This is a genomic window from Shimia sediminis (genome assembly GCF_003990645.1).
GTDB lineage: Bacteria > Pseudomonadota > Alphaproteobacteria > Rhodobacterales > Rhodobacteraceae > Shimia > Shimia sediminis.
Map to the genome: position 1 here is coordinate 215,812 of NZ_RYZK01000004.1, position 24,602 is coordinate 240,413.

Annotated in this window: 25 protein-coding genes; 6 read left to right on the forward strand and 19 right to left on the reverse strand. The window is 60.6% G+C overall.

What is annotated here, in order from left to right; all coding sequences use genetic code 11:
* Positions 1–15: 15 nt before the first annotated feature.
* From EK369_RS11125 to EK369_RS11190, 14 genes are all read right to left on the reverse strand, one after another.
* Entirely contained in the window at positions 16–1,323 is a 1,308-nt protein-coding gene (locus EK369_RS11125) for a TRAP transporter large permease (RefSeq protein WP_127114314.1), read from the reverse strand.
* Positions 1,320–1,889, reverse strand: a complete 570-nt coding sequence (locus EK369_RS11130) for a TRAP transporter small permease subunit (RefSeq protein ID WP_127114315.1) — start codon at positions 1,887–1,889, stop codon at positions 1,320–1,322. Before EK369_RS11130 ends, EK369_RS11125 begins: the two co-directional genes overlap by 4 nt.
* A 66-nt stretch (positions 1,890–1,955) precedes the next feature.
* On the reverse strand, positions 1,956–3,026 hold the full coding sequence (locus EK369_RS11135; protein WP_206198074.1) for a C4-dicarboxylate TRAP transporter substrate-binding protein: 1,071 nt from the start codon (positions 3,024–3,026) through the stop codon (positions 1,956–1,958).
* Positions 3,027–3,058: 32 nt separating this feature from the next.
* A complete protein-coding gene (locus tag EK369_RS11140; protein WP_127114316.1) occupies positions 3,059–3,718 on the reverse strand; it encodes a TetR/AcrR family transcriptional regulator in 660 nt (219 codons plus the stop codon).
* A gap of 189 nt (positions 3,719–3,907) precedes the next feature.
* Positions 3,908–4,804, reverse strand: a complete 897-nt coding sequence (locus EK369_RS11145; RefSeq protein WP_127114317.1) for an FAD:protein FMN transferase — start codon at positions 4,802–4,804, stop codon at positions 3,908–3,910.
* Positions 4,801–5,322 carry a nitrous oxide reductase accessory protein NosL gene (locus tag EK369_RS11150; protein ID WP_127114318.1) on the reverse strand — a complete coding sequence of 174 codons (522 nt, stop codon included), beginning with the start codon at positions 5,320–5,322 and terminating at the stop codon, positions 4,801–4,803. The genes EK369_RS11145 and EK369_RS11150 overlap by 4 nt, the downstream gene beginning before the upstream one ends.
* Positions 5,319–6,140 (reverse strand): ABC transporter permease, encoded by an 822-nt coding sequence (locus EK369_RS11155; protein ID WP_127114319.1) that lies wholly within the window; start codon positions 6,138–6,140, stop codon positions 5,319–5,321. Before EK369_RS11155 ends, EK369_RS11150 begins: the two co-directional genes overlap by 4 nt.
* Positions 6,137–7,030, reverse strand: a complete 894-nt coding sequence (locus EK369_RS11160) for an ABC transporter ATP-binding protein (RefSeq protein ID WP_127114320.1) — start codon at positions 7,028–7,030, stop codon at positions 6,137–6,139. Before EK369_RS11160 ends, EK369_RS11155 begins: the two co-directional genes overlap by 4 nt.
* Positions 7,020–8,276: a nitrous oxide reductase family maturation protein NosD gene (locus EK369_RS11165; protein WP_127114321.1), complete on the reverse strand. Its 1,257-nt coding sequence runs from the start codon at positions 8,274–8,276 to the stop codon at positions 7,020–7,022. Before EK369_RS11165 ends, EK369_RS11160 begins: the two co-directional genes overlap by 11 nt.
* Before the next feature lie 10 nt (positions 8,277–8,286).
* A complete protein-coding gene (nosZ, locus tag EK369_RS11170) occupies positions 8,287–10,191 on the reverse strand; it encodes a TAT-dependent nitrous-oxide reductase (RefSeq protein ID WP_127114322.1) in 1,905 nt (634 codons plus the stop codon).
* A gap of 11 nt (positions 10,192–10,202) precedes the next feature.
* Entirely contained in the window at positions 10,203–12,347 is a 2,145-nt protein-coding gene (locus EK369_RS11175) for a 4Fe-4S binding protein (protein WP_438672165.1), read from the reverse strand.
* A 35-nt stretch (positions 12,348–12,382) separates the two neighbouring features.
* Positions 12,383–12,781 (reverse strand): DUF2946 family protein, encoded by a 399-nt coding sequence (locus EK369_RS21990; protein ID WP_206198075.1) that lies wholly within the window; start codon positions 12,779–12,781, stop codon positions 12,383–12,385.
* 212 nt (positions 12,782–12,993) lie between these two features.
* Positions 12,994–13,563 carry a UbiX family flavin prenyltransferase gene (locus EK369_RS11185; protein ID WP_127114324.1) on the reverse strand — a complete coding sequence of 190 codons (570 nt, stop codon included), beginning with the start codon at positions 13,561–13,563 and terminating at the stop codon, positions 12,994–12,996.
* Complete coding sequence (locus EK369_RS11190) at positions 13,560–15,068, reverse strand: UbiD family decarboxylase (RefSeq protein WP_127114325.1); 1,509 nt, start codon at positions 15,066–15,068, stop codon at positions 13,560–13,562. The genes EK369_RS11185 and EK369_RS11190 overlap by 4 nt, the downstream gene beginning before the upstream one ends.
* Before the next feature lie 197 nt (positions 15,069–15,265).
* Here EK369_RS11190 and ubiT point away from each other — a divergent pair, with 197 nt between their 5' ends.
* From ubiT to EK369_RS11220, 6 genes are all read left to right on the forward strand, one after another.
* Positions 15,266–15,754, forward strand: a complete 489-nt coding sequence (gene ubiT / locus EK369_RS11195; protein WP_235871405.1) for a ubiquinone anaerobic biosynthesis accessory factor UbiT — start codon at positions 15,266–15,268, stop codon at positions 15,752–15,754.
* On the forward strand, positions 15,754–16,731 hold the full coding sequence (gene ubiU / locus EK369_RS11200) for a ubiquinone anaerobic biosynthesis protein UbiU (protein WP_127114494.1): 978 nt from the start codon (positions 15,754–15,756) through the stop codon (positions 16,729–16,731). The genes ubiT and ubiU overlap by 1 nt, the downstream gene beginning before the upstream one ends.
* Positions 16,732–16,735: 4 nt before the next feature.
* Positions 16,736–17,635: a ubiquinone anaerobic biosynthesis protein UbiV gene (gene ubiV, locus EK369_RS11205; RefSeq protein ID WP_127114326.1), complete on the forward strand. Its 900-nt coding sequence runs from the start codon at positions 16,736–16,738 to the stop codon at positions 17,633–17,635.
* 15 nt (positions 17,636–17,650) lie between these two features.
* Complete coding sequence (locus EK369_RS11210; protein WP_127114327.1) at positions 17,651–18,166, forward strand: DUF2478 domain-containing protein; 516 nt, start codon at positions 17,651–17,653, stop codon at positions 18,164–18,166.
* Positions 18,167–18,393: 227 nt separating this feature from the next.
* Entirely contained in the window at positions 18,394–19,077 is a 684-nt protein-coding gene (locus tag EK369_RS11215; RefSeq protein WP_127114328.1) for a Crp/Fnr family transcriptional regulator, read from the forward strand.
* A 9-nt stretch (positions 19,078–19,086) separates the two neighbouring features.
* Entirely contained in the window at positions 19,087–19,650 is a 564-nt protein-coding gene (locus EK369_RS11220) for a DUF4202 domain-containing protein (protein WP_127114329.1), read from the forward strand.
* Here EK369_RS11220 and EK369_RS11225 read toward each other — a convergent pair.
* Genes EK369_RS11225 through EK369_RS11245 form a run of 5 tightly spaced genes read right to left on the reverse strand, consistent with a single transcriptional unit; the run spans position 19,640 to position 24,591 of the window.
* Positions 19,640–19,906, reverse strand: coding sequence for a cytochrome C oxidase subunit IV family protein (locus tag EK369_RS11225; protein ID WP_127114330.1), 267 nt, complete (start codon positions 19,904–19,906; stop codon positions 19,640–19,642). The two genes, EK369_RS11220 and EK369_RS11225, sit on opposite strands and share 11 nt — an antisense overlap.
* Positions 19,907–19,911: 5 nt before the next feature.
* Entirely contained in the window at positions 19,912–20,463 is a 552-nt protein-coding gene (locus EK369_RS11230; RefSeq protein WP_235871406.1) for a cytochrome c oxidase subunit 3 family protein, read from the reverse strand.
* A complete protein-coding gene (locus tag EK369_RS11235) occupies positions 20,460–22,397 on the reverse strand; it encodes a nitric oxide reductase activation protein NorD (protein ID WP_127114331.1) in 1,938 nt (645 codons plus the stop codon). Before EK369_RS11235 ends, EK369_RS11230 begins: the two co-directional genes overlap by 4 nt.
* 8 nt (positions 22,398–22,405) lie before the next feature.
* A complete protein-coding gene (locus EK369_RS11240) occupies positions 22,406–23,218 on the reverse strand; it encodes a CbbQ/NirQ/NorQ/GpvN family protein (protein ID WP_235871407.1) in 813 nt (270 codons plus the stop codon).
* A gap of 5 nt (positions 23,219–23,223) precedes the next feature.
* Positions 23,224–24,591, reverse strand: a complete 1,368-nt coding sequence (locus EK369_RS11245) for a cbb3-type cytochrome c oxidase subunit I (protein WP_127114333.1) — start codon at positions 24,589–24,591, stop codon at positions 23,224–23,226.
* Between the last annotated feature and the right edge of the window lie 11 nt (positions 24,592–24,602).

Genomic DNA, 24,602 nt, shown 5'->3' on the forward strand with positions numbered 1-24,602 from the left:
GCGGGCTCCTTTATTCTAGATGAGCGCGGTGGCGAGTTGCGGGAAGGCCAGGACAAGGCCGAGTAGGACAAGCATCAAGAGCGCAAAGGGGGCAGCACCCCGGAAGATGTCTCCGAGAGTGATCTCGGGGTCATCCAGCGCGGATTTGATGACAAAGACGGAAATGCCGAAGGGCGGTGTGAGCAGGCCGATCTCGACAGCGATAATGGTGACGATGCCGAACCAGATCAGGTCGACCTGCATGGTGGCAAGCACCGGCAGCATCAGCGGCACGAGGATCAGCATGATCGACGAGGAATCGAGGATGGTGCCCATCACGATGACCAGCGCGACATAGGCGAGGATCACCCCCCAATAGCCGATGTCCGCCGTGGCGACAAAGCTGCCGAATTCGGCGGGCACACCGGAGAGCGCCAACATGCGCGAATACATCTGCGCCGCGATGATCAGGAAGCAGATCGAGGCGGTGACGAGGCCGGTGTCGTTCAGCACCTCCCAGAAGTCCCGGAGCGACAGGGAGCGGCGGGCAAGACCGATGAGGATGGCACCCAGGCAGCCGACGGCGCCCGCTTCGATGGGGGTAAAGAACCCGGCATAGAGGCCGCCAAGCACAAGCCCGATCAACAGCCCGAGTGGCAGGCCCTTTTGCGCCAGTTCACGGCCCGTGAGGGGGGGAATGTCGTCGGCATCCTGCGCCGAGCCCAAGGCGCCGGGGTTGAGGTGCGCCGTGAGCCAGATGCCTCCGCCGAAGAGGAACGCGAGGGTCAGACCGGGCAGCACCCCGGCGATGAAGAGGTCACCGACGGATTGTTCGGTCAGCAGGCCGTAGAGGATCAGCAAAAGTGACGGTGGGATCAGCATGCCCAGCACAGAAGAGCCGGCCACAACCCCCACGGAAAACCGCGCCGAATAGCCGTGGCGCATCATCTCGGGCACGGCGATCCGGGTGAAGACGGCGGCGGAGGCAATCGAAATGCCGGTGATTGCGGCAAAGATGGCATTGGCCCCGACCGTGCCGATGCCCAAGCCGCCTTTGAGCCGTCGGAACAGGTGGTTGGCGACATCGAACGCGTCGCGCCCCATGCCAGAGACGGACACGATGTACCCCATCAGCACAAACAGCGGCACGACACCAAAGAAGTAGCTTGAGATGGTCTTGCTGGCGGCGAGTGCGAGCAGTTTCCCGGCAAGGATTGGTGAGCCTTTGATGAGCCAGACGCCACCAAAGGACGACAGCATCAGCGCGAAAGGCACCCAAAAGCCCATGTAGACCATGAGGATCATCACGCCAAAGGACGTCAGGCCGATCTCGAACGGGGTCATGGGCGTGCCCCCTGCCCTGCGACAAGCCGCAAGGCAGCGGAGGCGGCGAACATGACAAGTTGCACGAGGAGCGCGATACAGCCGATCAGGATGATGAGCTTCACGGGCCAGACAGGTGCTGTGAAATCGCCCACGGTGCCCTCGAACGTGCCGCGCACCCAGGCCTTGACGAAAAGCGGTTGCGAGGCAGCGTAGAGTTGCCAGATCAGCAGGGCCGAACCCAGTGCAAAGATGATGTCCATCACCAGACGCAGACGGGGCGCGCGTTTTTCGACAAAGCCCAGAACCGCCTCGGTCCGGGTCAGGCGGCCCTTGCGAAAGGCCTGGGCGATTTGCAGGAAGACAATGGCAACGATGGACATTGAGACCATTTCGGGCACGCCGGAGATGGGACTGGCAAAGAAGTTGCGGCCAATGACGTCAAAGTTCACCAGCAGCATCACCAGAAAGATCAGGATCGTGCCTGCAACGTTCAGCGCGACGGTGATGCCGTCGACCCCCTGCTGCAAGAGCAGAAACCAGCCGGGAAGTGCCGGGGCTGGGCCGGTGTCTTGGGAATGCGCCATGGGCTCTGCTCTTGTGTTTCCTTGAAGCTCGGGGCGCGTTTCATGCCGAAGCGCGCCCCGAGAAGATCATTCCTGATCCCAGTTGCGGACCGGGGTCGCACCGGCGGCGCGCATGGTGTCCATATAATCCTTGAGCACAGCGCTGCCGTTGACGCCCGAGGCGTCCAGCTTGTCGGCCCAGACCCTGGCGACGTTGTCCATGCCCGACGCCCACTGTTGACGGAAGGCATCATCAACCTCGGTCACGGTGGCCCCTTGCGAGGTCATGATCCCAAGGAACTTGGCGACGGAGGCATCCAGATCGGCGTGGTAGGCCACGCGATCTGCCGCGGCTGCGTCACGCAGAGCCTGTTGCACGGCGGGGTCGAGCCCGTCGAACCAATCCTTGTTGGCGGCGAAGCCACCGGCATATTGCGCGCCGAAGCCGACCTTGGTGATATAGGGGGCAACTTCGTGCAGTTTGCCGGGCAGTGCCGCGCTGGCAAAGACGATCACGCCGTCATACACGCCGGTCTTGATCTCGTTGTAATAGGTGGTGAGGTTGCCCGAGACACCCACCGCGCCGGTGCCTTTGAGCCAGTTCACCGCCGGTCCCGGCGCGCCGATCTTGCGGCCCTCGAGGTCGGCGATGGAATTCACCGGGAAGTTGGTCATCAAGAGGTAGTCGTCAATGCCGATGGCGCCGCCGAGGTATTCCAGCCCATTGGCCTCCCAGGCGGCTTTCATATCGGCGTTGGAGCTTTGCAGCTTGTCCATCCATTCGCTGACAACCGTGGAATCCGAGATCACGAAAGGTGTGAAATAGGTGACGTTCTGCGGCGCGAGCTTGGCCGGGTCAAACAGCGATGAGACAAGGCCGATCTCGGCCAGGCCCTCTTCCACGGCTTCCAGTTCTTCGCCGACCTTGGCAAGCGAGCCGCCGTATTGCTCGGACCAGGTGATGCTGTGGCCGGTGCCCTCGAGCGCAGCGTTGACCGCCGGGATAAAGGTCTGGCTGGCGTGTTTCACCCAGCGAAAGACCGGCGGGTGGCCGGCGACGATGGTGACGGTCATGTCGTCGGCCCTGACCGGTGCCGCGACAAAGCCGCTGACCGCGATGGCGGCGGCCATGAGGCCTTTGGTTACTACATGTTTCATTGTTTTCCTCCCTAGGGTTTCTTGATCGGCGCTCACGCTTTCAGCGCCCGTATTCCTCCACAGACAAACGGGACGATGCGCGCGAGCATTGTCTCGGTATTTCCATCATCACATGCGCCGTCAGACAGGCGGTTGGTACGCCCGGTCTGCGCCATCATCGAGATCCCAACCCCGATGGCGAACATGTAGGCCCAGACCGCGTCTGCACGACTGAGCCCGGGCTGTACCTGTTGCAGTGCGTCGATGTATTTGAGGGCAATGGGGTCGTAGTATTTCGAGGTAAGTGCCTTGTCGCGCTCATCAGCAGAGTTTGCCACCGAGGCAAGAAGGCGCGCATAGGGTCCGGTATCGGTGCCCTCGTCACGGCCAAACGCAAGCGGGGGGCGAAAGAGGGACTCAACGATGTCTTCCAGCGCGGGGGGCGTTTCAGCCGCAAAAAGCGCATCAAGGCTATCGGCGCGCGCTCCGTTGATGTGGCTGGAGCGGCGTTTGACCATGCTCTCGAAAAGCTGCGCCTTGTTTTGGAAATGGTAGTGGATCAACCCCTGCGCCACGCCTGCCTGAAGCGAGATTTCCCGCATGGACGCGCCATCATAGCCGGAGGCTGCGAACACCCGCTCGGCCGCGTCAAGGATCGCGTCAAAGCGGCTTTCGGCGGGAGCCTGCCGGGCGGAGGAGGTGCGTTTGGGCATGGAATCCAAGAAACTGATTGATCGACCAGTCAAGATTAGGAACGGTAAGACCCTCCTGTCAACGCCATGCCGTGCAGGTGCAGAAGATCCGGGACAGGCATTTGATAACATTCAAAAACCCGCACCCCATTGGTTGGGGTGCGGGTTCAGCCGTGAGTGGTTTGGGTGAATGCGGTGCCTGCGAATCTCTTAGGCGAGAACCTCGATGCTTGCGTCGGGGAACCCTGCGACCAGCTGCTGACCTGCCTCGGGGGACATCAGGCAAAGTGCGGTTGAGAGGCCATCGGCGATGGCAGCCTGTGGGGCCGAAACAGAGACGAGGTTTTGTGTTGTCCCCTGCCCTTTGGGGCCCAGAATGTGACCGGTTCCGGTCATGGGCGTGCCAAGCGGGGCCGATGTGGCCAGGGCGCGGTTCCTGAGGCGCAGACGTTTGACGACGGAGCCGTCGGTATCGGCAACTCCAACCGACCAATCGGTGCTATGGTCACGTTTGCCAAGGGCGGCGATTTCGCCCATGTCCAGCAGCACATCCCGAAGCCCGTGGCTCTTGAGCAGCGCCGCGATGCGGTCGGTGATGTAGCCTTGGGCGATGCCATTGAGCGTGAGCGCCTGCCCCGGATGACGCAGGCGGACCGTAGCGGTGTCAAAGTGAACATCGTCCCAGCCAACCAGCCCACGCGCGGCGTCAACGGCGGCGCTGTCCTTGCCTTGGGCCAAGGCCATCCAGAGCGGTTGCACCGTGGGATCAAAGGCGCCTGCGCTGGCATTGTGTAGACGATCCGAAAGGGACAGGACCTGCAGCAATTCCGGGGCGGGCGCGGTGAGGCGACCATCACGGTTGAGACGGCTGATCTGTGAGTCCGTGCGGTAGAGCGAGAAGATGTTTTCGAGGCGAAGAAGCTCATCCTCGACAGCGGCAAAGACCGGCGCTGCGGCCTCGGCGTCAAGACCCGCCAGCTGCATCGACACGACCGCCCCCATCGCCCGGCCACGCCATGTCGCCATGGGCAAGGACGCCGCCAGCGTGGGCGTTGCAACGCAGGCCGCAGAGATGCTGAGAAAACGGCGCCGGGTCAGAGTGGTCATGAAGGTGTCTCCAGTTTCAATTCGAGATCGACGGCACCGATTGCGGCGTCATCGGGAATGTCATTCAATGTCATGGCCTGCCCGCCGTATTGCGCAATGAAGCTGTCGGCGTCTGAAGGCGCGGCAAAGGGCACGATCTCGGGCGCGCCCATGCCGCCCGCCACCGGAGCGCCGACGACAAATTGCGCGTCATTGGCGAGAATCCAGTTGGAGATGCCGGGCGTTTCCCAGCTTTGGGCTGCGCCCATGTCACTCACGTAGATGGCGGTGATTTCGGCATCACGCTCGGGGCTTTTGAGATAGGCCACCATGTCGCGCACCTGGGCAAAAAAGATCGGAGTGGGCATGCCCTGGAGATGGATCTGACCTTTGGGGCCGCCATGGTCCGCGATGTTCATCTGGCAGAAGTAGCTGAGCGCCTCTTCGGTCAGGTCCACAGGCGCGGGTGGGGCCTCGGCCACCTCTTCCTTGCAGGCGGCAAGACCCAGCGCGAGGGCTGCGATCAGGAGGGCTCTCATGGTTCGACCCTCCGAAAGGCCATGCGGGCGGCGGCAAAGCCGATCAGCGGCCAGATCGCCAGCGACAAGGGCGCGGCCCACACCGGCAGGGCTTGCGCAGCGCCGGTCATGCCCGAGGTGAGCGCAACGCTTTCCGAGGCGGCGATGTTCCAGAGACGGAAGGCATCCGCCGGGTTGGCCACCATGACCCATGGGAACACGTGGCGGGTAAAGGTGCCGCCTGCATCCACGACAACAGCGCCAAGAAGGCCAAGGTCATAGAGCACAACAAAGATCAGCCAGAGACCGGCGCTCATGCCCGCCGCAGCCGTGGTGGAGCGGGCAAGCGATGAGACAAGGTAGCCAAGGGTCAGAAAGACCGCCCCCAACAGGATCGAGGTGGCGATCAGGCGGGCGAGCGCAACAAGGCTCTCGGGGCCTGCGCCGCCGAACCATGCGGCCACGGCCCCGGCACAGCCAAAGCCGATCAGCATGGCAAAGGCCAATGCCGCAAGGTGGGCCGCGAATTTTCCAAGAAGGATTTCGCCCCGGCCTGCCGGATAGGACAAAAGCAGGCCCAGGCTGCCCCGGTCGGTCTCGCCGGCCACGGCGTCAAACGAGATCATCAGAGCCAACAGCGGTGCGAGGTAAACCGACAGCGTGGTCATCGAGGCAACCGAGACAGTGAGCATGTCAACGCCCAGCGATCCGGTGGGCGCGCTGCCTGCAAATGTCAGGGCGAGCGCAAAAAGCACCATGATGAGCGTGGCCATAAAGAGCCAGCGATTGCGCTGGAGAATGCGCATTTCGGCGCGAGCGATGGCGAGAAAGCGGGTCATTGTTTCACCTCCTTCGCGTAGTGGCGATAGAGATCATCCAACCGTGGTGGGGTGATCTCAAGGTCGGCCACGGCCTCGCCCAGCGCGGTGATGCGACGCAGCTCGGCCATTTTCTGATCAGCGCTGCAGAGGATTTCGACGGACGCGCCGTTGATGCGGGTGCCGCCAATCTGGCTGGCGATGTCATCGGCGTTCTGGGTGGCACGGATGCGCAGGCGGGTCTTGAGACCGGCCTGAGCGCTGAGACCTTCGAGCGTGTTGTTCGCGACCAGATGACCTTTGCGCATGATGGCGATGCGGTCGGTGCGGGCTTCGACCTCGGTCAGGGCGTGGCTGGCGATCAGCACGGCACAGCCGCTGGCGGCCAGTTCGTCGATGATGGCGTAGAGGTCTTGCCGCGAAATCGGGTCAAGGCCGCTGGTGGGCTCGTCGAGAAGCGCGACCCTGGGTTTGCCCAGCAGTACCTGCGCGAGGCCGAGGCGTTGGCGCATGCCTTTGGAATAAGTGCCGATGCGGCGGTCCAGAGCGTCGGCAAGGCCAACGCGGTCCAGCAGGCCGGGAATGTCGGCCTTTTCGCCAGAGAGGCGGGCAAAGAGGTTGAGCTGCTCGCGGCCCGTCAAGGCCGGGTGAAAGCTGACGGCTTCTGGCAGAAAGGCCGTTGCGCTGCGCGCCGCACCGGTTCCGGGTTTGTGGCCTGCGACAGCAATCTGACCGCCATTTGCGGGCGTCAGTCCCAGCACGATCTTGATAAGAGTGGATTTCCCCGCGCCATTGTGGCCCAGAAGGGCCACGCGCTCGCCCGGGGAAACGGTCAGCGAGACGTCGTGCAGGACGCGGGTTTTGCCGCGGTCTTTGCACAGACCTTCTATTTTGAGGATGTTATCCGTCATGTTGAACCTTTCCGTTCACGTCAGGTTTGACGGGTTTCATGAGGGGGTGAGAGTCGATCACGCCCCCCGGCAGAAGCGCCGGAAAGGCAGATTGGGACCAGCGCACCAGCTGCACGGCGGGTGAACCGAGCAAGAGTTTTGCGGAGGGCTGTGTCCACAGCACGTGATCCATGCTGTCATTGGGTCTGTAGGGGGCATCCGAGATGCCGTCGCCATTCACGTCATAGGCGGCATTGTCGCTGTAAAAGTTGCCTTCACCGTCCTCGGACCACTCGTACCAGTTTGTGGTGACCAGTTTGACCTGGGTGCGGTTGGCGATGAAGCTGTTGCCGACGATGCGGTTCCGGTCCGATCCGGTAAAGTGGATGCCGATACCGCATCCTTCGAACCAGTTGCCGGAGAAATCATTCTTGTGACTGTTGTAGAGGAAGGCGCATTTCTGCTGCGCGCTGCGGACGTAGTTGTCCCGGATGTCCGAGCTGTTGGTGTAGTTGAAGGCGATGCCATGTTCGCGGTCGTCGATTGAGACGTTGTTCAGCACTGCGACGTTCTTGGTGAACATGATGGCATAGCCAAGGTCGTTGCCGATCGAGACATTGCCCGAGACGGTCGAGCCATTGGCGTACATGAAGTGCACCGCAAAGCGCAGCTCGCGAAAGACGTTGTCGCGGAAGATGTTCTTGCGGCTGGAATTGACGAATATGCCGTCACGGCCATAGCGGACGTCATTGCCCTGAACGACAGCACCGGGGGCATTCCAAACATAGACGCCGTTGCCGCGGTCGTTCATGCGGTGATCCAGTCGGCCTTCGATGCGATTGCCCGCAACCGTTGACTCCTTGGCCCCGTGAATGTCGATGCCATAAAGATTGCCCAACACCACGTTGTCGAGCGCCTGCGCGCCCGTCGCGGTTTTGGTGAGTTTGATACCGCTGTCGATCGTATCGTGGGATGACCCCGACCCGATCACGGTGAGCCCTTGCACGACAGCGCCGGGGCTGGTCACGGTGACAACCGTACCTGCGCCTTGGGCGTCGATGGTGGCATGTCCCTGTCCGTCAAGGATCACGGGACGATCCAGCACCACATTTTCAAAGTAGGTGCCAGAACCCAGGCGAAGGGTGTCTCCATCCGCCGCCTGGGCCAGTGTTTCAGAAATGGCCCCTGCCCGCACCGGCACGTCCCATTCCGCCGCATGGAGAGAGGCAGCAGAAAAGATCAGCAGGAGGGACAGGAACCGTTTCATGAGACTTCCTTTACGCGCGGGGCTCGACCAGCATACGGCCGCGCATTTCCATGTGCAGCGCGTGGCAGAACCACTGGCAATAGTACCAATGTACACCGGGACGTTCGGCAATGAAGGTGACCGAGGCAGTTGCCTGCGGCCCGATCTCCATTGCGACACCAAAGTTCGCCATGCAGAAGCCGTGGGTCAGGTCGTCGATGTCATCCAGGTTGGTGACAATGACGGTGACCTCGTCGCCTTGCTGGACGGTGAACTGCTCAAGCGAGAAGCTCGGTGCCTGGCTCGACATGTAGACGCGCACCTTGTTGCCATCACGGATGATGGTGTCCTGATAGTCGTCCAGATCAACGCCATCGGCCTCGGCCTGGGCGCGTGCATCGGCCCACATCGGGTCGTTACGCTGCCAGGTTTCCGCCGGTGACACTTTGGACCGGTGAACGATGATCGAGTCGTGGGGCTCGGCAAATGTCGGACCGTCGTGGACCACGACCATCTTGTCACCCGAGATATCGATCAGCTGCTCGTTTTCCGGTTTCAGCGGACCCACGTTCAGGAAGCGGTCTTTCGAGAACTTGTTCATCGAAATCAGCCACTTGCCGTCTGCCTCTGCGGTTTCACCCATCGAGGTCGAGTTGTGACCCGGCTGATACTGAACGTCGACCTTGTCAACGATCGGATCAACGTCGGCACCACCATAAGCTTCGATCGCTTTGGCGATGTCCCATTTCACAACCTGGCTGTCGAGGAACAGCGTGGTATAGGCATGGCCACGGTTGTCGAACGCGGTGTGGAGCGGGCCAAGGCCCAGCTGCGGTTCGGCAACAACGGCCGAGCGCGGATCAGCACCCCCAAAGACGTCAGGCAGCTTGGTCACGTCGATCACCGAAACGGTGGGCGACAGCTTGCCGTTGATCATGATGTGTTTCTTGTCGGGGCAAGCGTTCACACCGTGTGGCGAGTTGGGGATCGGGATGTACTTGGTGACATTCAGGTCCGAACCTTTGCGACCATCGACAACTTTGACGCCCTTGAGCTCTTGATAGTTGCCAGCGGCCACTGCGGCCTCGATGGCTTTCAGGTCGAACACCACAACGTGGTCCACCTCGTTCTCGGTCATCTCGGAGAGGTTCACACCCATTTCCGAGTTGTACGAGGTCGAGAAGGCGTAGTTGCCCTGATAGTCACAGTCGGTGTTGTCGAGGTTGCCCGACACGATCACCTGCCATGCAACTTCCATGGTGTCGCCGTCAATCGCGGTGAAGATGTTCACATATTGCGACGGATCATCCAGAACCGAACCGTCATTGACCAGCGGCGCTTCGTGCTCACCGTTGGCAAAGACATAACCGGTGCGCGGGAACTTCTGCGGACGCAGGCCGTGGATGTCGTGCGCGTTGGGGATCTCGATGATCTTGTCGCACTTCATCACGTCACAACGCACACGGGCAACACGGGTGTTGGCCTTGTCGTTCATGAACAGGAAGCGACCGTCGTAGGTACCATCTGTGAACGACATGTGTGGGTGGTGCAGGTCGCCGTTGTCATAGGTGACCTTGCCGTTTGCCGCGAGGAACTCTTTGGTCTCGGGCAGCAGGTTTTCGGTCAGAATTTTCAGCGACTCGTTGGTTTGACCCCAACCGGTTGCCGAACAACGGTTGAACACGGGGATCCGCATAAACTCGCGCATGGACGGCACGCCGAGGATACGAAGTTCACCGGTCTGGCCCGACGACCAGAAGCCGTAATACTCGTCCAGTTCACCTGGTTCGAGGGCGAATTTGCCTGAGGCTTGCGCCTGGGTTGCGCCCATCATGGTCGAGCCAACACCTGCCGTGGCCGCGATGGCCCCGGTTGCTGCAGTCCCGAGCACGCCTCTGCGTGTCATGGACAGGCCTTTTTTGGTTTCATCTGTCATGGTTTCCTCCTTTAAGAAGCCGTTGAAGTTTTGGAGTTCGGGTGGTTTTTCGGCGGAGCTTTGGACGGTATCTTGATGTCCGCCGAGCCGGTTTTCTCCCGCCGCTTGAGTTGGCGGATGACGACCGGACATTTGGTGTCTGACTGATAGAGAACCTGACAGTGCAGACAGTTTACGCATTCATTGGGGTTGATCTCACCCGTGGGGTGGATCGCCTGAACCGGGCACTCGTTGGCACAGGTCTGACAGGGGCTGCCGCATTCCTTGTAGCGACGCAGCCAGTCGAACATACGGATACGCGCCGGGATCGCCAGGGCTGCGCCAAGCGGGCAAAGGTAGCGGCAGTAGAAACGCTCAATGAAGAGGCCTGCCAGCAAGAGGATCACGGCAAAGACCACGAAGGGCCACTCGCGCACGAACTTGAGGATGATCGCTGTTTTGAATGGTTCGATTTCAGCATAGGTTTCGGCCAGTGGGATCGACACCATCGAGAGACCGAACAGCCCGAGGAAGATCATGTACTTCAGTGGCCACAAGCGTTCGTGCAGACCCCAAGGCAAGGTCCACTGCGGCACTTTGAGGGCGCGCGCGACCTTGTTCAGCAACTCTTGCAGCGCGCCAAAGGGGCAGAGCCAGCCGCAGTACGCACCACGACCCCAGAACAGGAGAGCGGCAGCGATGGCAAACCACTGGATAAAGACCAGAGGATCCATCAGGAAGGCATCCCAGCTGAAACCCGAGCGCAAGGACCCTGCCAGCGCCATCAGGTTCACGACCGAGAGCTGCGCATTGGTGTACCAGCCGAGGAAGAACAGCGACATGGTCAGGAAACCGACGCGGAACCAGTAGAAGGTGCGCGGATTGGCCGTGGCGTGGAACTGGAAGAAGAACACGCCGGTCAGCAGCAGCAGCATGCCGCCCAGCACGCCGATCTCGACGGTTTTGTCTTTCCAGATACGTTTCCACAGGGCCGATTTGGCGGCGGCTTCGCTGGTGGCGTCGTCGACGACACTGACCGGCTGCATGGGCAGCAGGTACTTCTCGGGCAGTTTGTAGCCAAGATCCCAGGTCAGGAAGACACGGTCCAGGGCGCCAACAGCGCGCTGTACGAGAAGCTGCAGGCGGAAGGGTTCGGCGGGGTCAAACTCGGTATCGGCCTTGATCCGGAACAGGTCCAGTTCGGAAAATGACGGGGCACCTTCGGCGGCGACGATACCAAGGCGGCGCTGATCCTTGTCGAAGTAGCGCACGCTGTTGTCGCCCTGGATCAGCTGGATACGGTCGAAGATACCGCCGCGGACATAGCCGGAGCCCTTGAAACTATAGGCGCCACGCCCCAGAACGAGGATTGCCTGTTCGCCCGGTTCCAGCCATTCGACAAGGTTTTCATATTCTGCATCGCCCAGAAGCGAGCGGCCGATGGAGGGCACCGAGACAAGCGCCATATGCATATCGATAAAGGTGTCACCCGGCTCTCCCCGCTCAGGGCGGGCGATGGCGCGAGCATCCCCGGTTTCGGCGAAGGCATCGTTCACCTGGCCAACGTCCAGCGTCATGCGGCGGATGGACCCGTCTCCGGCCAGAGTTTCCCAATCCTTGATCGTGTCGATGGCCATATCGACTTCGCGTTTCGGACCGGTTTGTACAGGTGACAGGCCCCCGAGGCCCAGCGCGCGGCTGACCTTGATGCCGCCACGAACAAGGCTGTCGTCGATCACCATGATGGTCACGGTTGCGCCAGAGATGATATCGAGATCGTGACCTTCGCCGCCGGTCGCGGCTTCGATCTTTAGGTCGAGGCCTGCGTAGCTTTCGGTCAGCGCGACCATTTTGGAATTGGGAATGCCGATCAGAACAATGGGTTCTGAGTGTTTGACCAGCCGAACGCCGGTCAGGATCGCATCCGCGTCAATCGCCGCAACCACATGGATCGGTTTGCCGGAATAGCCTGTGGTGCCGACAAAATCTGAGGTCAGGAAGGCCCAGGCAACGGTATCACCGCCCTTGAGCACAGGCGCGACTTTGACGTCGTCGCGCACCGGCCCAAAGGCATCTGCGCCCGGGGCCAACTCGGAAGGTTCGAGGTCTTGAAGGAAACTGGCAAGGCTGTCTGCACGTGTCTCTGCGGCGACAATTGCCGCGAGGATGAAAACCACTGCACTCAGCCAGGAAAAGATTGCGCGCTTTGCGTTCACAGCGCACCTCCTTGAATATAGGTTAACGCTGTAGACGCGCGAGATCCGCGCATCGCATGTTTATCTTGGGGCCAGACCGGGGGTCCCCGGCTTGCGGGCCACTGATGGCGCAGTTCACGCACAAAAATCAGCTCCGCCCACCGGACACCCGTACCCAAAGACGCATTGGGCAGGTCGAATTCCGGCCCGATGGGCGGGCTCATTGGCGCAGCAAACGCGCAAAACGTACAATCCTCGCACTCGGTATGCCCTGAGGCTGGGGGGCGCTCTCCTTTGGACAGGTCCACCTGCTTCAGAATTGTCCCGTATTCCGAACAGATCTCGATCCAGTCGCCTTGTGATGCGCTGGCAAGGGACGGAGCCAGCAATTGGAACATCAACGACAGGACGGCCATGATCCCCGCAAAGTGACGCAACAGAGGTTTGCGCAGATGCGCATTCCTCTTACTTTGTGATCGGGGTGTCCGTTGGACGGGCATACGCGACTCCGAGGTTGCAGTATGTCCAAAGGTTTAATGAGGTGAGAGCAGGAACGACTTGACTATTGTTAAGCGGCGAGAGGGTTTCTGAGTGTTTCAGAAGGTTTTTTGCAAGGCTTTCAAATTGCTTACAAATTCTCGCTCCACGCTTCACCAATGGGGGAGGAAAAACCCAACAGGTTAACGGCTCGGGCGGCGATTTCTGCAACCACGGAATCGAGATTCCGGGGTTTCAGGTAAAAGGCGGGCACAGGCGGCAAAATGATTCCGCCCATCTCGGTCACGGCGGTCATATTGCGTAAATGGGCAAGCGTCAGGGGGGCTTCGCGGGTCATCAGCACCAGTTTGCGCCGTTCTTTCAGCTGCACACCAGCCGCTCGCGTCAGGAGGTTGTCGTCGAGCCCATGGGCAATCGCCGCGAGGCTGCGCATGGAACAGGGCGCGACGATCATACCCGCAACCGGCACTGAACCAGAGGCGATGGCAGCGCCGATATTTGCGATGTCGTGTTCACGGGTCGCGAGTTTGCGCAAGGTCGCATAGGCGCCATCCTCGCATTCCTCGGACAAGGTGCGAATGGCGGCCTTGCTGACCACGAGATCAACCTCGGCCTCGAGCGAACGCAGGCACCGGGCGGTGGCAAGGGCCAAGGCCGCGCCAGAAGCACCGGCAACACCAAGAACAACACGTGAGGTCATGGGCTTAACCCTGGCAGGCAGCGCGCAATCAGATCGGCAGCAAAGGCCGTGTCGGCGGGGGCGGTCTGCATGACCTCTCCCCATTCCCGGGTTGTTTCTGATCCAATCTTGTTGGTGGCATCAATGCCGATTTTACCGGCGAGACCGGCCTCGGGCGAGGCAAAATCGAGATAGTCCATGGGGGTGCGGTCGAGCAGCATGACGTCTCGGGCCGGGTCCATACGCGTGGCCAATGCCCAGGCGATGTCATCCCAGTTTCGCGGGTTGATGTCATCGTCCACAACAACGATCATCTTGGTATAGCTGAACTGCGGCAGCATCCCCCAGAGTCCCATCATCACCCGCCGTGCCTGACCCGGATAGCTTTTGTCGATCGAGATCACCGCCATTCGATAGCTGCAGGCCGCGGGAGGAAGCCAGAGGTCGCGGATTTCGGGGATCTGCGCCTTGATAACCGGCAGGCTGAGGCGGTTAAACACCTCTCCGATGACAGAGGGTTCATCGGGTGGGCGCCCGGTAAAGGTGGACAGATAGAGTGGGTCCTTGCGGTGCGTTATGGCCGAGACCCGCATGACCGGAAAATCTTCGACCGCGTTGTAGTATCCGGTGTGATCGCCAAACGGCCCTTCGGGGGCCACGTCGCCGGGATGGACCCATCCTTCGATGATGATCTCGGCGTTGGCGGGCACCATCATGGGCACGGATTTGGCTGCCACAACGCGCGGGCGTTGCCCGGCGAGGGCCCCGGCAAAGGTGAGTTCCGAGATCGTTTCCGGCAGCGGAAGTGCGGCAGAGAGTAGGGTTGCCGGATCCGCTCCCAAAGCAATGGCCACAGGCATCGGCTCACCCGCCTTATGCCACGACCGCATATGGGCCGCGCCGCCGCGATGTTCGAGCCAGCGCATGATCAGACGGTCACGGCCTATAACTTGCGCCCGGTAGACGCCTGCATTGTAATGGTTGACCGCGCCTGCGTCTGAGCCATGATGGCGGGTCAACACGACCGGCCAGGTGATCAGCGGTCCGGCGTCCCCCGGCCAGTGGGTCTGCACAGGGATGCGCCCGAGGTCGACATCTGCGCCCTCAAAGCACTCAGACTGGCTCGCGGCACGTTTCACGACCTTTGGGCGCGTGGCGAGCGCTGCCTTGAGCATCGGCCAGCGTGAGAGCACGTCCTTGGCCCCTTCGGGCGGTTCCGGTGCGCGCAGAGACGCCAGGAAAGCCCCCAGGTCATCCAGATTTTCCGGGGCCATGCCAAGACCCGCACAGACGCGTTCCGATGTCCCAAACAGGTTAGCGATGACGGGAATGGGCGCGCCATTTGCTTCACCGTCAACAGGGTTGGCGAACTTCAGGACCGGCCCTGCGCGTTCCAAGACCTGACGATGGACCGCCGTCATCGCGTGTTTCAGCGACACGGGGTCATTGATCGTTGCCAGATCGCCACGCGTGTCGCACCACCCTAGGAAGGCTCGGAGATCGGGAAAAACGGGAAGGTCGCGCATGGGCGTCCTCATTTTTTGGGTCAATGCGGCTCTAACACCCAAATGCCGGGGCCTGCTTGACCAAGGTCAAGTTGCGGGTCCGCAAGGGGGATTAGAACTCGGGGCAGACGCGCGCCTCTCAACAAGACGAGTCCCTGTTTTTGGAACACCAAGACGCTTTGACAATCCCGCGCTTTCCCTCACTGCTTGCCCGCACTTTGCGCTATTTGCCCTTGGCCCCGGTGTCCTTGGCGCTGACGCGGCTGACGCAAAACATGGCAAAGCAGAATGCTGCAATGTTCCGCCGTCTTGGCGCGCATGATCACGCCTGCTTTCTGTTGGATCCGACAGATCTTCCGGTGACCTTGTGTCTTGAGCCGCGTGGGGGGCATCCCAAGGTATCACTGCACAGACACCCGCCCGCCGCAGATGCCCGGATCGCCGGGCCACTGGCGGCGCTGATCGGGTTGGTTCACGGGGCTTATGACGGGGATGCCCTGTTTTTCTCACGTGATCTGGTGATTGAAGGCGATACGGCGGCGGCGCTTGCGCTGCGCAACGCTGTGGACGACGCGGAACTGGATCTGTCGGCCGAGGTCGAAGCCCTTTCAGGCCCCTTTGCACAGCCTCTGCACAAACTGATTGAATTGGCCGAACGCCGCACCGGCGTCGCGCTCACACGCCACGAGGAGGATTTTTTGTGGTAATGGAAATTGTCTGCCCGGCAGGCACCCCCGCCGCGTTGCGCGCTGCTGTGAAAGCGGGCGCACACACGATTTATTGTGGTTTTGCAGATGAAACCAACGCGCGAAACTTTCCCGGCCTGAATTTTTCCCGCGCGGAAATGGCCGAGGGCATCGCTTTTGCCCATGCGCGAGGGGCCAAGGTGTTGGTGGCGATCAACACCTATCCCCGCGCTGGCGACGAAAGCCTGTGGCACGCCGCTGTAGCGGACGCCGAAACTGCCGGTGCGGATGCGGTGATCCTGGCTGATCTCGGGCTGTTGGCCTATGCCGCTGGCAACCACCCAAACCTGCGCCGCCACCTGTCGGTTCAGGCTGCCGCCGCAAATGCGGATATCATCAATTTCTATGGCGCCGAGTTTGGCGTAAAACGGGTGGTGCTGCCCAGAGTATTGTCGGTGCCAGAGATCGCGGCGATCAACAAGGAAACCGAGATCGAGACGGAAGTGTTTGTTTTTGGGGGGCTTTGCGTCATGGCCGAGGGGCGCTGTTCGCTGTCCTCCTACGCCACTGGCCTGTCGCCCAACATGAATGGTGTCTGTTCACCCGCCAGCCATGTCGACTATGTCGAGGACGCAGGGGCGCTGTCTGCGAAACTGGGGGGGTATACCATTCACGCTGTTGGAGCGGACGAACCTGCCCCCTACCCGACCCTGTGCAAAGGCTGTTTCACGGCGGGCGAAAAAACCGCGCACCTGTTCGAAGACCCCGTGAGCCTGAACGCAGAACATTTGATTCCGCAATTGGCCAAGGCCGGTGTGACCGCTCTGAAAATCGAAGGCCGCCAGCGCTCGCGTTCTTACGTGGCGCAGGTGGTTAAGAACTTCCGCGCGGCCGTGGAAGCCGTGGATCAGGGGCGCGCGTTGCCGGAAGGCATGCTGGCGCGGCTAAGCGAAGGCCAGGCGGTTACAACCGGTGCCTACAAAAAGACCTGGAGGTGAGCCGATGGAGCTGACTGTTGGACCAAACCAGTTTTTCTGGAAAGCCGAAGAATGGGGGGCGCTCTATCAAGACCTTGCCACTGCGCCCGTGGAGCGCTTGGTTTTGGGGGAGTTGGTGTGTTCAAAGCGCCTGCCGTTTTATCAGAACGCCATTTTGCCCGCCTTGGAAACCCTGGTGGATGCGGGCAAAGAGGTATTGCTCACCTCGCTCGCGCTTGTGACGCTCAAGCGTGAACGCAAGATGACGGCGGAACTGGCCGAGGCCGGCGTGGAGGTTGAGATCAATGACCTTACGGCATTGGCACACCTGCCGGAGGGCGCGCGATTTGCCGTTGGTCCGCTGGTGAATGTCTACAACGAGGGCACTTTGGCGTGGCTGGCCACCAAAGGTGCGAAACGCGTGTGTCTGCCACCTGAACTCCCGCTGGCTTCGGTAGAAACACTGGTCAGGGCGGGCCAGGAGATGGGGTTGGCTGTCGAGGTCTGGGGGCATGGGCGTGTGCCACTGGCCATTTCCGGCCGCTGTTATCACGCGCGTCTGCACGGGCGGATCAAGGACAACTGCCTGTTCGCCTGCGAGGATGATCCGGACGGGCTGGAAGTGGATACCACAGACGGCAAGCCGTTTTTGTCGATGAACGGCGTGCAGACCCTGTCGGACAGTTGCGCAAGCATGGCCTACCAGATCGAGACCCTGCGTGACATTGGCGTCTCCGCCCTGCGCCTGTCGCCCCAGTCGGTGGGGTTTGTCGAAACCTGCGGCCTTTACCGTCGGCGCCTGAATGGTGAGATTGATGCGGATACCCTCTCGGATGAGCTGGTAAAAGTGTCCGGTGGCATGCGCCTTTCAGATGGTTTCCTGACTGGTGAGCGCGGCGCTGATTGGTCGGGCAAGGCCGCGTAAGCTATGGAGAACGCAATGAAAATAGGAATTGTCAGCGCCGAGGGGCGTGGCGAAACAGATCGGTTGATCTCGGAAACCGCGAGCACCTTGGTGGCCGAGGGGGCAACGCTGTCCGGGATCGTCAAGGTTCTGGATGAGGTTCAGCCTGAGGGCAGCCATCACTGCGATATGAGTGTTCGGGTGTTACCCGGAGACGAGACCATCAGGATCACCCAGTCCCTGGGCGATGGATCCGCCGGGTGCCGGTTGAACCCGACTGCGATAACCGAAGCCGTTGCCGCCGTGGAACGCGGGGCTGCGGCCCAAACAGATCTGTTTGTCTTGAACAAATTCGGGCCCGTCGAGGCCGAAGGACGCGGCTTTCGAAGTGCCATTGCACAGGCGCTGGAGACCGGCGTGCCGGTTCTCGTTGGGGTGACGCCGGGCACGCGGCCTGCTTTTGATGCCTTTACGGCAGATGTGGGTGAAGTGCTTGCCGCAGACAAGGCCGATATTCTTGCGTGGTGCAGAGACGCGATGAAACAGGCCTGATCCTATCGTTTTCGACAGAATATGCCCGGTGCGCCGGTGCCCCAATGACTCGTTGGAAGCAGGTAAAACCGCCGGCAAGCAGCGGGAAATATTCAATTTTCTGAAACTCTTCAATTGTGCTGAGGTCATGGACGTCGCCCCGAGATTGGCTTAGGAGTTAGTAGTTAGCGCCCAGGACACCGATCCTGGGCCTGCAAACGAGCCACGCGAGTTGTTGGGGAAGTCACGTGCCACATGAAATTCACAAGGCGATTGCGCGCAATTCCGTTTTGATGCGCTCTTTGCCTGAACCGCATGTCGACCTGCTGGTGAGCAAGGCGATCTGGAAACACTATGATCGTGGTGAGACCTTGTTCCTGCAGGACGAAGAGGCCACCGCAATCCACATTGTGCTGGACGGTTGGGTCAAGCTCTATCGCATGACGCCAAGTGGCAGTGAGGCTGTCGTGAGTGTGTTCACGCGTGGCGAGAGCTTTGGCGAAGCCGTGGCGCTGCGGAACATGCCCTATCCCGTGTCCGGTGAAAGCGCGACGGCAAGCGAGGTGATGCACATTCCATCGTCGGTGCTGATCGATCTTATCAAACGCGACGCCGAGGTGGGGCTGTCGATCCTGTCTTCAACCTTCAACCACCTGCACTCTCTCGTGGCGCAGCTGGAGCAATTAAAGGCGCAGACCGGGGCGCAGCGGGTTGCTGAATTCCTTTTGGATCTCAGCGATTGTGAGAGCGGGGGCTGTACGGTGACGATGCCCTATGACAAGGTTCTGATTGCCGGGCGTCTGGGCATGAAGCCCGAAAGCCTGAGCCGCGCGTTTTCACGCCTGAAGCAGCTGGGCGTCAAAATCGAAAAGAACCACGCGGTCATCAAGGATATCTCCAGCCTTCGGGCCTATGTAGAAGACGATGCGTGAGTGCTGCAGATGACGGAACAACTCGAAAACGTCCTGTCCGCGATTGACGCCGCCAATAGCCGGGACCCCCGGCTGGACGATGGCCAACCAGAAGCGCTGCTGTACGGGCAAAGGATGAGCGAACAGTGTGATCGTCTTTTTCCGGAAGCGGACGATATGCTGCGCATTGCGGCACGGGGTCAGCATATCGAACGCTGGGTGCTGAAACGGGCCGATTATCCCGAGGGGCGCACCGGATATCTCAGCTGGCGGCGTGATCTGGCGACGCATCACGCCACGCGGGTGGGTGAGATCATGGCGGACAACGGTTATGATGGCGACACGATTGATCAGGTGGATCGCATGCTGCGCAAACAGGGGATCAAACGCGATGACCTTGTTCAGGCTTTGGAAGACGTGATCTGCTTCACCTTCCTCACATGGTACTTTGCGCCTTTTGCGGCCAAGCACAGCCCGGAGAAAATCGAACGCATCGTCGAGAAAACCGCGCGGAAAATGTCGGCACAGGCACGCGCGCGGGTTATGACAGAATTCGACCTGCCCGAGGCCCTTGCCGCGGCGTTTACAGCCTAGCGCTGCCAGCCAGGTACAGCACCAGCAGAAGTACGAAGTAAAACGACAGCACAAGGTTGAAACCCCGCCGCAACGATGGGGCCTCGGCCAGGTCCAGGTATCGTGACAGGATCGTTCGGGACTTCATCAGGGCGAGGGCCATGATGGCCGCCCCGGCAAGTCGCCGGTCCATCCCCTGCCCGACCAGCATCGCCACAACTGCAGAGCCGCCGCTCAGGGCAATGAGCCAGAACCAGGCTTTCGTGAGAGTGTGCATGTGTGTCACCCCAACAGATAGACAACCGGGAACAGGATCACCCAGACGAGATCGACCATGTGCCAGAACTGGGCCCCTGTCTCGATGTTGCGCGCGTCGTCTTTCCAGGCCACCAGAAGCAATATCAGAACCCCTGCGACGACATGCGCGGCGTGAAACCCTGTGAGCAGGTAGTAGAACGTAAAAAAGACATTGGTTTCAGGCCCGATGCCCAAGTCGGCCTTGTCGGCATATTCGAACCCCTTGATGATCAGGAACACCACGCCGAGTGTGGCGGCGCCAATCAAAGCGAGCCTTGCTTTTGTTCGCTCTGCAGCCCGGCGCCAACCGAGCGCGCGCGCCGCAAGAAAGCCGCTGGTCACCAGAACAATCGTATTAAGCGCCGCACCTGTGCGATGCAGGTGATCTTGTGACTCCGCAAACAGAACCGGGTCCGTGAGGCGGATGCTGAGAAACACGGCAAGACCGGCCCCGAACACGAGGAGTTCACTGATGATGAGAACCCACATCATCAGTTCGCCGGGCACTTCGTCCAGCAAAGAAGGTTCTGAATTCATCCCGTAACCAGCTGCCTGTAGATTTGTGGCAATGCGTAGATCAACTTGTCCGGATCAGGGATAATCGAGAACCCACCTTGCCCGAACATGCGCGCGAACCATGACTTGCCATCCCGGTCCACGGTCACGCCATAAACGGAATGCCCCGCCCGCCGTGCTTCGCGCACCGCCATGGCGGTGTCTTCGATGCCGTGGCGGCCTTCGTAGTGGTCCAGGTCGTTGGGTTTGCCATCGGTGATCACCAAAAGCAGGCGGCGTTTGCGGGTCTGTTCCGAGAGATCTGCCGAGGCATGCCGGATGGCCGCGCCAAGGCGTGTGTAGAAACCGGGGCGCAGTGACCCGATACGCTGTTCAACAAGCGCACTCATGGGTTCGCCAAAGCTCTTGCATTTCTGGATGTAGACGCGATCCCGCTTAAGCGATGAAAACGCATGGATGGCAAAGTCGTCGCCACAGGCATTCAGCCCCCAGGCCAAGGCATCCAGCGCCTCGCGCTCGATGTCGATGACAGCACGGCCTGTGATGGCGCTTTCGGTTGAGCGGCTGACGTCCAACAGGATCGACACCGCCAGATCCCGCGCCTCGGGGCGGGATTGCAGCCAGATCCGATCGGTGCCTTCGCCGTCGGCGATCCGGTCCACTTGCGATCGCACGGCGGCATCCATGTCCAGCGCATCGCCGTCAAGATGCCCGCGTGTGGTCACGCGGCCGGGGCGCAGGGCCTCGAATTGCTTTTTCACGGCACGGATGCGACGCGCGGCGGCAGGGTCCTGGGCGTAGGCCTGATTTTCTTCCCTGGCCTCGGCATCGCTGGTCAGAACACAGACGTGATCCTGCAGATACTGGCCTGAGCGTACATCCCATTCAGGATACATGATTTTGCCGGACAGGCGTTCGCGATCAACGTCCTCCGGCGCCAGATCAAGGTGCAGCTTCAACTTGGTCGGTGGCGCCTTGGAGATTTGCCCCAGCCCGATCTCGTCCTGATCGTCAGCGGCCTTTTTTGCGTTGTCGGGGTCATCGTCATCAACACGGCGGTTGAGGTTCAGGAACTCAGCCCAGCTGAGGATCGCCTCGAACTTGTGCAGGATGAAACTGTCGGTGCGTTCGGCCTGATCCGATTTGCGGCGGCGGGCGCGGTGGGTCTTTTCGTTGGTGTCGCCCTCTTCCGGCGTGCCTTCGGTTTCGCGGTTCTCGACCTCGTGGCCTTCGGAGAACTGCACCGGACGCAGCTCGGGCCAGAGCGGCACCGGGCGATAGGTCTGATACCGGCGCGAGGCCTCAAAACGATCCAACTCGCCGCTTTCCATCGCCTCCCAATAGGGTTTGGCAAAGGACGGCAAATCTTCCCCCAGCAAGTGCCGCACGATGGCTTCGACCGCGGCCTCATCCTCGGGCAGATCCAACTCGGGGCGGTAGTGCAGAATGCCCTGACACAGGGCAAAGTATAACTCGCCCATTCCGGGCGCATCTTCCAGCGTTTCCGCAACCATGGCGCGGGACGCCGCCAGTGCACGCAGGTCCGCGCGCAGGGCATCCTCTTCGTCAACACGATCCGGCGCATGGGCTGCCGCGGCCGCCAGCCAGACATACATGGCGCCATTGGCCTCGCGCGATGGCAATACGGCCAGGCGCGACGGCAGGCGCAGAACTTCACCGTCAAAGCTGGTGCGCGGCATGGCTTCGACCTCGGTCGCAAGGCGGCGCTTCCAGCTCAGGCGGTGGTGGGAAACTTCGTCGGAGACGGGGCGCAGCTCGACGCTCGAACTGCCCCCCAATCCCCTGAATAAGACTGCCAGTCGCCCGCCAACCTCAGAAAGGTCGACTCCGGCCTCATCGTGCGCCTCGGGCGCATCAAGGCGACTGGCAAAGCTGTGCCACAGTTTCCCGACCGTTTCTTCGGGTTCCCATGGCTCAAACTCGATCTTGGTCATTGCCGGCCTCACCCAAAGACAGCAGTGACAAGATCGAAGAGGCCGCGTTTGATGTCCTCGTCATCAGTCAGCGGTTCGACCATCGCCGCGCGCACAGCGCGGTCCACGGTCATGCCTTGCGCGATCAGGGTGGCGGCATAGACCACGAGGCGGGTCGAAACCCCCTCTTCCAGATCCTGCCCCTTGAGGCCGCGCAGCTTGTTGGCCAGACGCACGAGCGGTTTAACCCGCGCCATGTCCAAGCCGCTTTCCTCGGCCACGACCTGTTCCTCGAGGTTGGGTGCGGGGAAGTCGAATTCGACCGAGATGAAACGCTGACGTGTCGAAGGTTTCAGCGTTTTGAGGATATTCTGATAGCCCGGGTTGTACGACGCGACGAGCATGAAGCCGGGTGCAGCTTCGAGTTCTTCGCCGGTGCGGTCGATGGGCAGGATGCGCCGATCATCGGTGAGCGGGTGCAGCACCACGGTCACGTCCTTGCGTGCCTCGACCACTTCGTCGAGATAGCAGATCGCGCCTTCGCGCACGGCGCGGGTCAGCGGTCCGTCGACCCAGACAGTTTCTCCGCCTTTCAGCAGATACCGACCGATCAGGTCGGCGGCGGCCAGGTCATCGTGACAGGCAACCGTGTAAAGAGGGCGGCCCAGTTTTGCAGCCATGTGGGATACAAAGCGGGTTTTACCGCAGCCGGTTGGTCCCTTGAGAAGCACCGGCAAGTTGTTGGATGAGGCAGCTTCGAATACGTCGCATTCGTCGCTTTGGGCGAGGTAGAAGGGGGCGTCTGCCGCCCCCTTCAGTTCGGGGTTCATTGAACCGTCCATTTTCATCACTCCGCAGGTGTCTCAGCCGAGCCGGCTTCGATGATCTCTTTGCGCGGAACTGCCATCGCGTAGATGAACAGGATCGCACCAAGGACCACAACCACACCGGATCCGAAACGCATCCAGTAGAAGATTGCGACCGAGTCCTGAACGTCCATGAAGTATTCGCCCAGAACGCGTTGCATGTGGGTCTGTACAGTCCCTGCAAATGTCAGAACGAAGGTCATGAACACCATGCCCGAGGTCATCATCCAGAACGAGGCCATGTTGAGAACCTGGTTATAGGGATCACGATTGCGTAGCACCGGCAGTGCATAGCTGATGATCGCCAAGTTCAGGCAGACATAGGCGCCGTAAAAGGCAAGGTGACCGTGGGCTGCGGTGATCTGCGTGCCGTGGGTGTAATAGTTCACACCGTGGAGCGTGTGCAGAAAGCCCCAGACGCCCGCGCCGAAGAAGGCCAGCGTACCACAACCAAGCGACCACAGGAGGGCAGCTTTGTTGGGGTGATCGCGACGACCTTTCCAGACCATGACAAAGGCAAAGGCCATCATGGCAAAGAACGGAATAACTTCGAGCGACGAGAAGACCGAGCCGATCCACTGCCAGTAACCGGGGGTCCCGATCCAGTAGTAGTGGTGGCCAGTGCCGAGGATACCCGAGAACAGGGCAGCCGCGACGATGACATAAAGCCATTTCTCAACGACCTCGCGGTCAACACCGGTCAGTTTGAGCATCAGATAGGCCAGGATTGAGGCCATGATCAGTTCCCAGACACCTTCCACCCAGAGGTGCACGATGTACCACCAGTACATTTTGTCGAGCGCCAGGTTGTGCGGGTTGTAGAAGCTGAAGAGGAACAGCAGAGCCAGCCCCCAGAGACCCAGAAGCAGAATGTTGGTGATCGCGGTTTTCTTACCCTGCAGAACCGTCATGGTGACGTTGTAGAGGAAGATCAGCGCGGCAACGACGATGCCTGCCTTGACCCATTTGGGCTGTTCGATGAACTCGCGGCCCTCTTTGCCCAAAAGCCAGTGACCTTCGAACAGGTTGAACACATAGGTGACAACCACGCCGAGGGTCCCCAGCACCAGAATGGCAAGTTGGAGATAGGCGAGTTTTTCGCTGTAGATTTCGCGTTCGGATTCTTCCGGTATCAGGAAGTAAGCCGCACCGAAGAAGCCCAGCAAGAGCCAGACGATCAGCGAGTTGGTATGAAGCATCCGAACGATGTTGAACGGCAGAAGCTCCGACAACGTGTTCGGAGACACGTAGATCCAGCCAGCCAAGAGGCCGCCCAGAACCTGGATCGCGAACAGGCCCATTGCAACTGCAAAGTAGACCAGAGCGATTTTTTGAGATTGATATTTCATGGATAAGATCT

Bases quoted from the DNA above. Each gene is read 5' to 3' on its own strand.
- EK369_RS11125 (WP_127114314.1), bottom strand. From the start codon at position 1,323: ATGACCCCGTTCGAGATCGGCCTGACGTCCTTTGGCGTGATGATCCTC.
- EK369_RS11130 (WP_127114315.1), bottom strand. From the start codon at position 1,889: ATGGCGCATTCCCAAGACACCGGCCCAGCCCCGGCACTTCCCGGCTGG.
- EK369_RS11135 (WP_206198074.1), bottom strand. From the start codon at position 3,026: ATGAAACATGTAGTAACCAAAGGCCTCATGGCCGCCGCCATCGCGGTC.
- EK369_RS11140 (WP_127114316.1), bottom strand. From the start codon at position 3,718: ATGCCCAAACGCACCTCCTCCGCCCGGCAGGCTCCCGCCGAAAGCCGC.
- EK369_RS11145 (WP_127114317.1), bottom strand. From the start codon at position 4,804: ATGACCACTCTGACCCGGCGCCGTTTTCTCAGCATCTCTGCGGCCTGC.
- EK369_RS11150 (WP_127114318.1), bottom strand. From the start codon at position 5,322: ATGAGAGCCCTCCTGATCGCAGCCCTCGCGCTGGGTCTTGCCGCCTGC.
- EK369_RS11155 (WP_127114319.1), bottom strand. From the start codon at position 6,140: ATGACCCGCTTTCTCGCCATCGCTCGCGCCGAAATGCGCATTCTCCAG.
- EK369_RS11160 (WP_127114320.1), bottom strand. From the start codon at position 7,030: ATGACGGATAACATCCTCAAAATAGAAGGTCTGTGCAAAGACCGCGGC.
- EK369_RS11165 (WP_127114321.1), bottom strand. From the start codon at position 8,276: ATGAAACGGTTCCTGTCCCTCCTGCTGATCTTTTCTGCTGCCTCTCTC.
- nosZ (WP_127114322.1), bottom strand. From the start codon at position 10,191: ATGACAGATGAAACCAAAAAAGGCCTGTCCATGACACGCAGAGGCGTG.
- EK369_RS21990 (WP_206198075.1), bottom strand. From the start codon at position 12,781: ATGGCCGTCCTGTCGTTGATGTTCCAATTGCTGGCTCCGTCCCTTGCC.
- EK369_RS11185 (WP_127114324.1), bottom strand. From the start codon at position 13,563: ATGACCTCACGTGTTGTTCTTGGTGTTGCCGGTGCTTCTGGCGCGGCC.
- EK369_RS11190 (WP_127114325.1), bottom strand. From the start codon at position 15,068: ATGCGCGACCTTCCCGTTTTTCCCGATCTCCGAGCCTTCCTAGGGTGG.
- ubiU (WP_127114494.1), top strand. From the start codon at position 15,754: ATGGAAATTGTCTGCCCGGCAGGCACCCCCGCCGCGTTGCGCGCTGCT.
- ubiV (WP_127114326.1), top strand. From the start codon at position 16,736: ATGGAGCTGACTGTTGGACCAAACCAGTTTTTCTGGAAAGCCGAAGAA.
- EK369_RS11210 (WP_127114327.1), top strand. From the start codon at position 17,651: ATGAAAATAGGAATTGTCAGCGCCGAGGGGCGTGGCGAAACAGATCGG.
- EK369_RS11220 (WP_127114329.1), top strand. From the start codon at position 19,087: ATGACGGAACAACTCGAAAACGTCCTGTCCGCGATTGACGCCGCCAAT.
- EK369_RS11225 (WP_127114330.1), bottom strand. From the start codon at position 19,906: ATGCACACTCTCACGAAAGCCTGGTTCTGGCTCATTGCCCTGAGCGGC.
- EK369_RS11230 (WP_235871406.1), bottom strand. From the start codon at position 20,463: ATGAATTCAGAACCTTCTTTGCTGGACGAAGTGCCCGGCGAACTGATG.
- EK369_RS11235 (WP_127114331.1), bottom strand. From the start codon at position 22,397: ATGACCAAGATCGAGTTTGAGCCATGGGAACCCGAAGAAACGGTCGGG.
- EK369_RS11240 (WP_235871407.1), bottom strand. From the start codon at position 23,218: ATGGACGGTTCAATGAACCCCGAACTGAAGGGGGCGGCAGACGCCCCC.
- EK369_RS11245 (WP_127114333.1), bottom strand. From the start codon at position 24,591: ATGAAATATCAATCTCAAAAAATCGCTCTGGTCTACTTTGCAGTTGCA.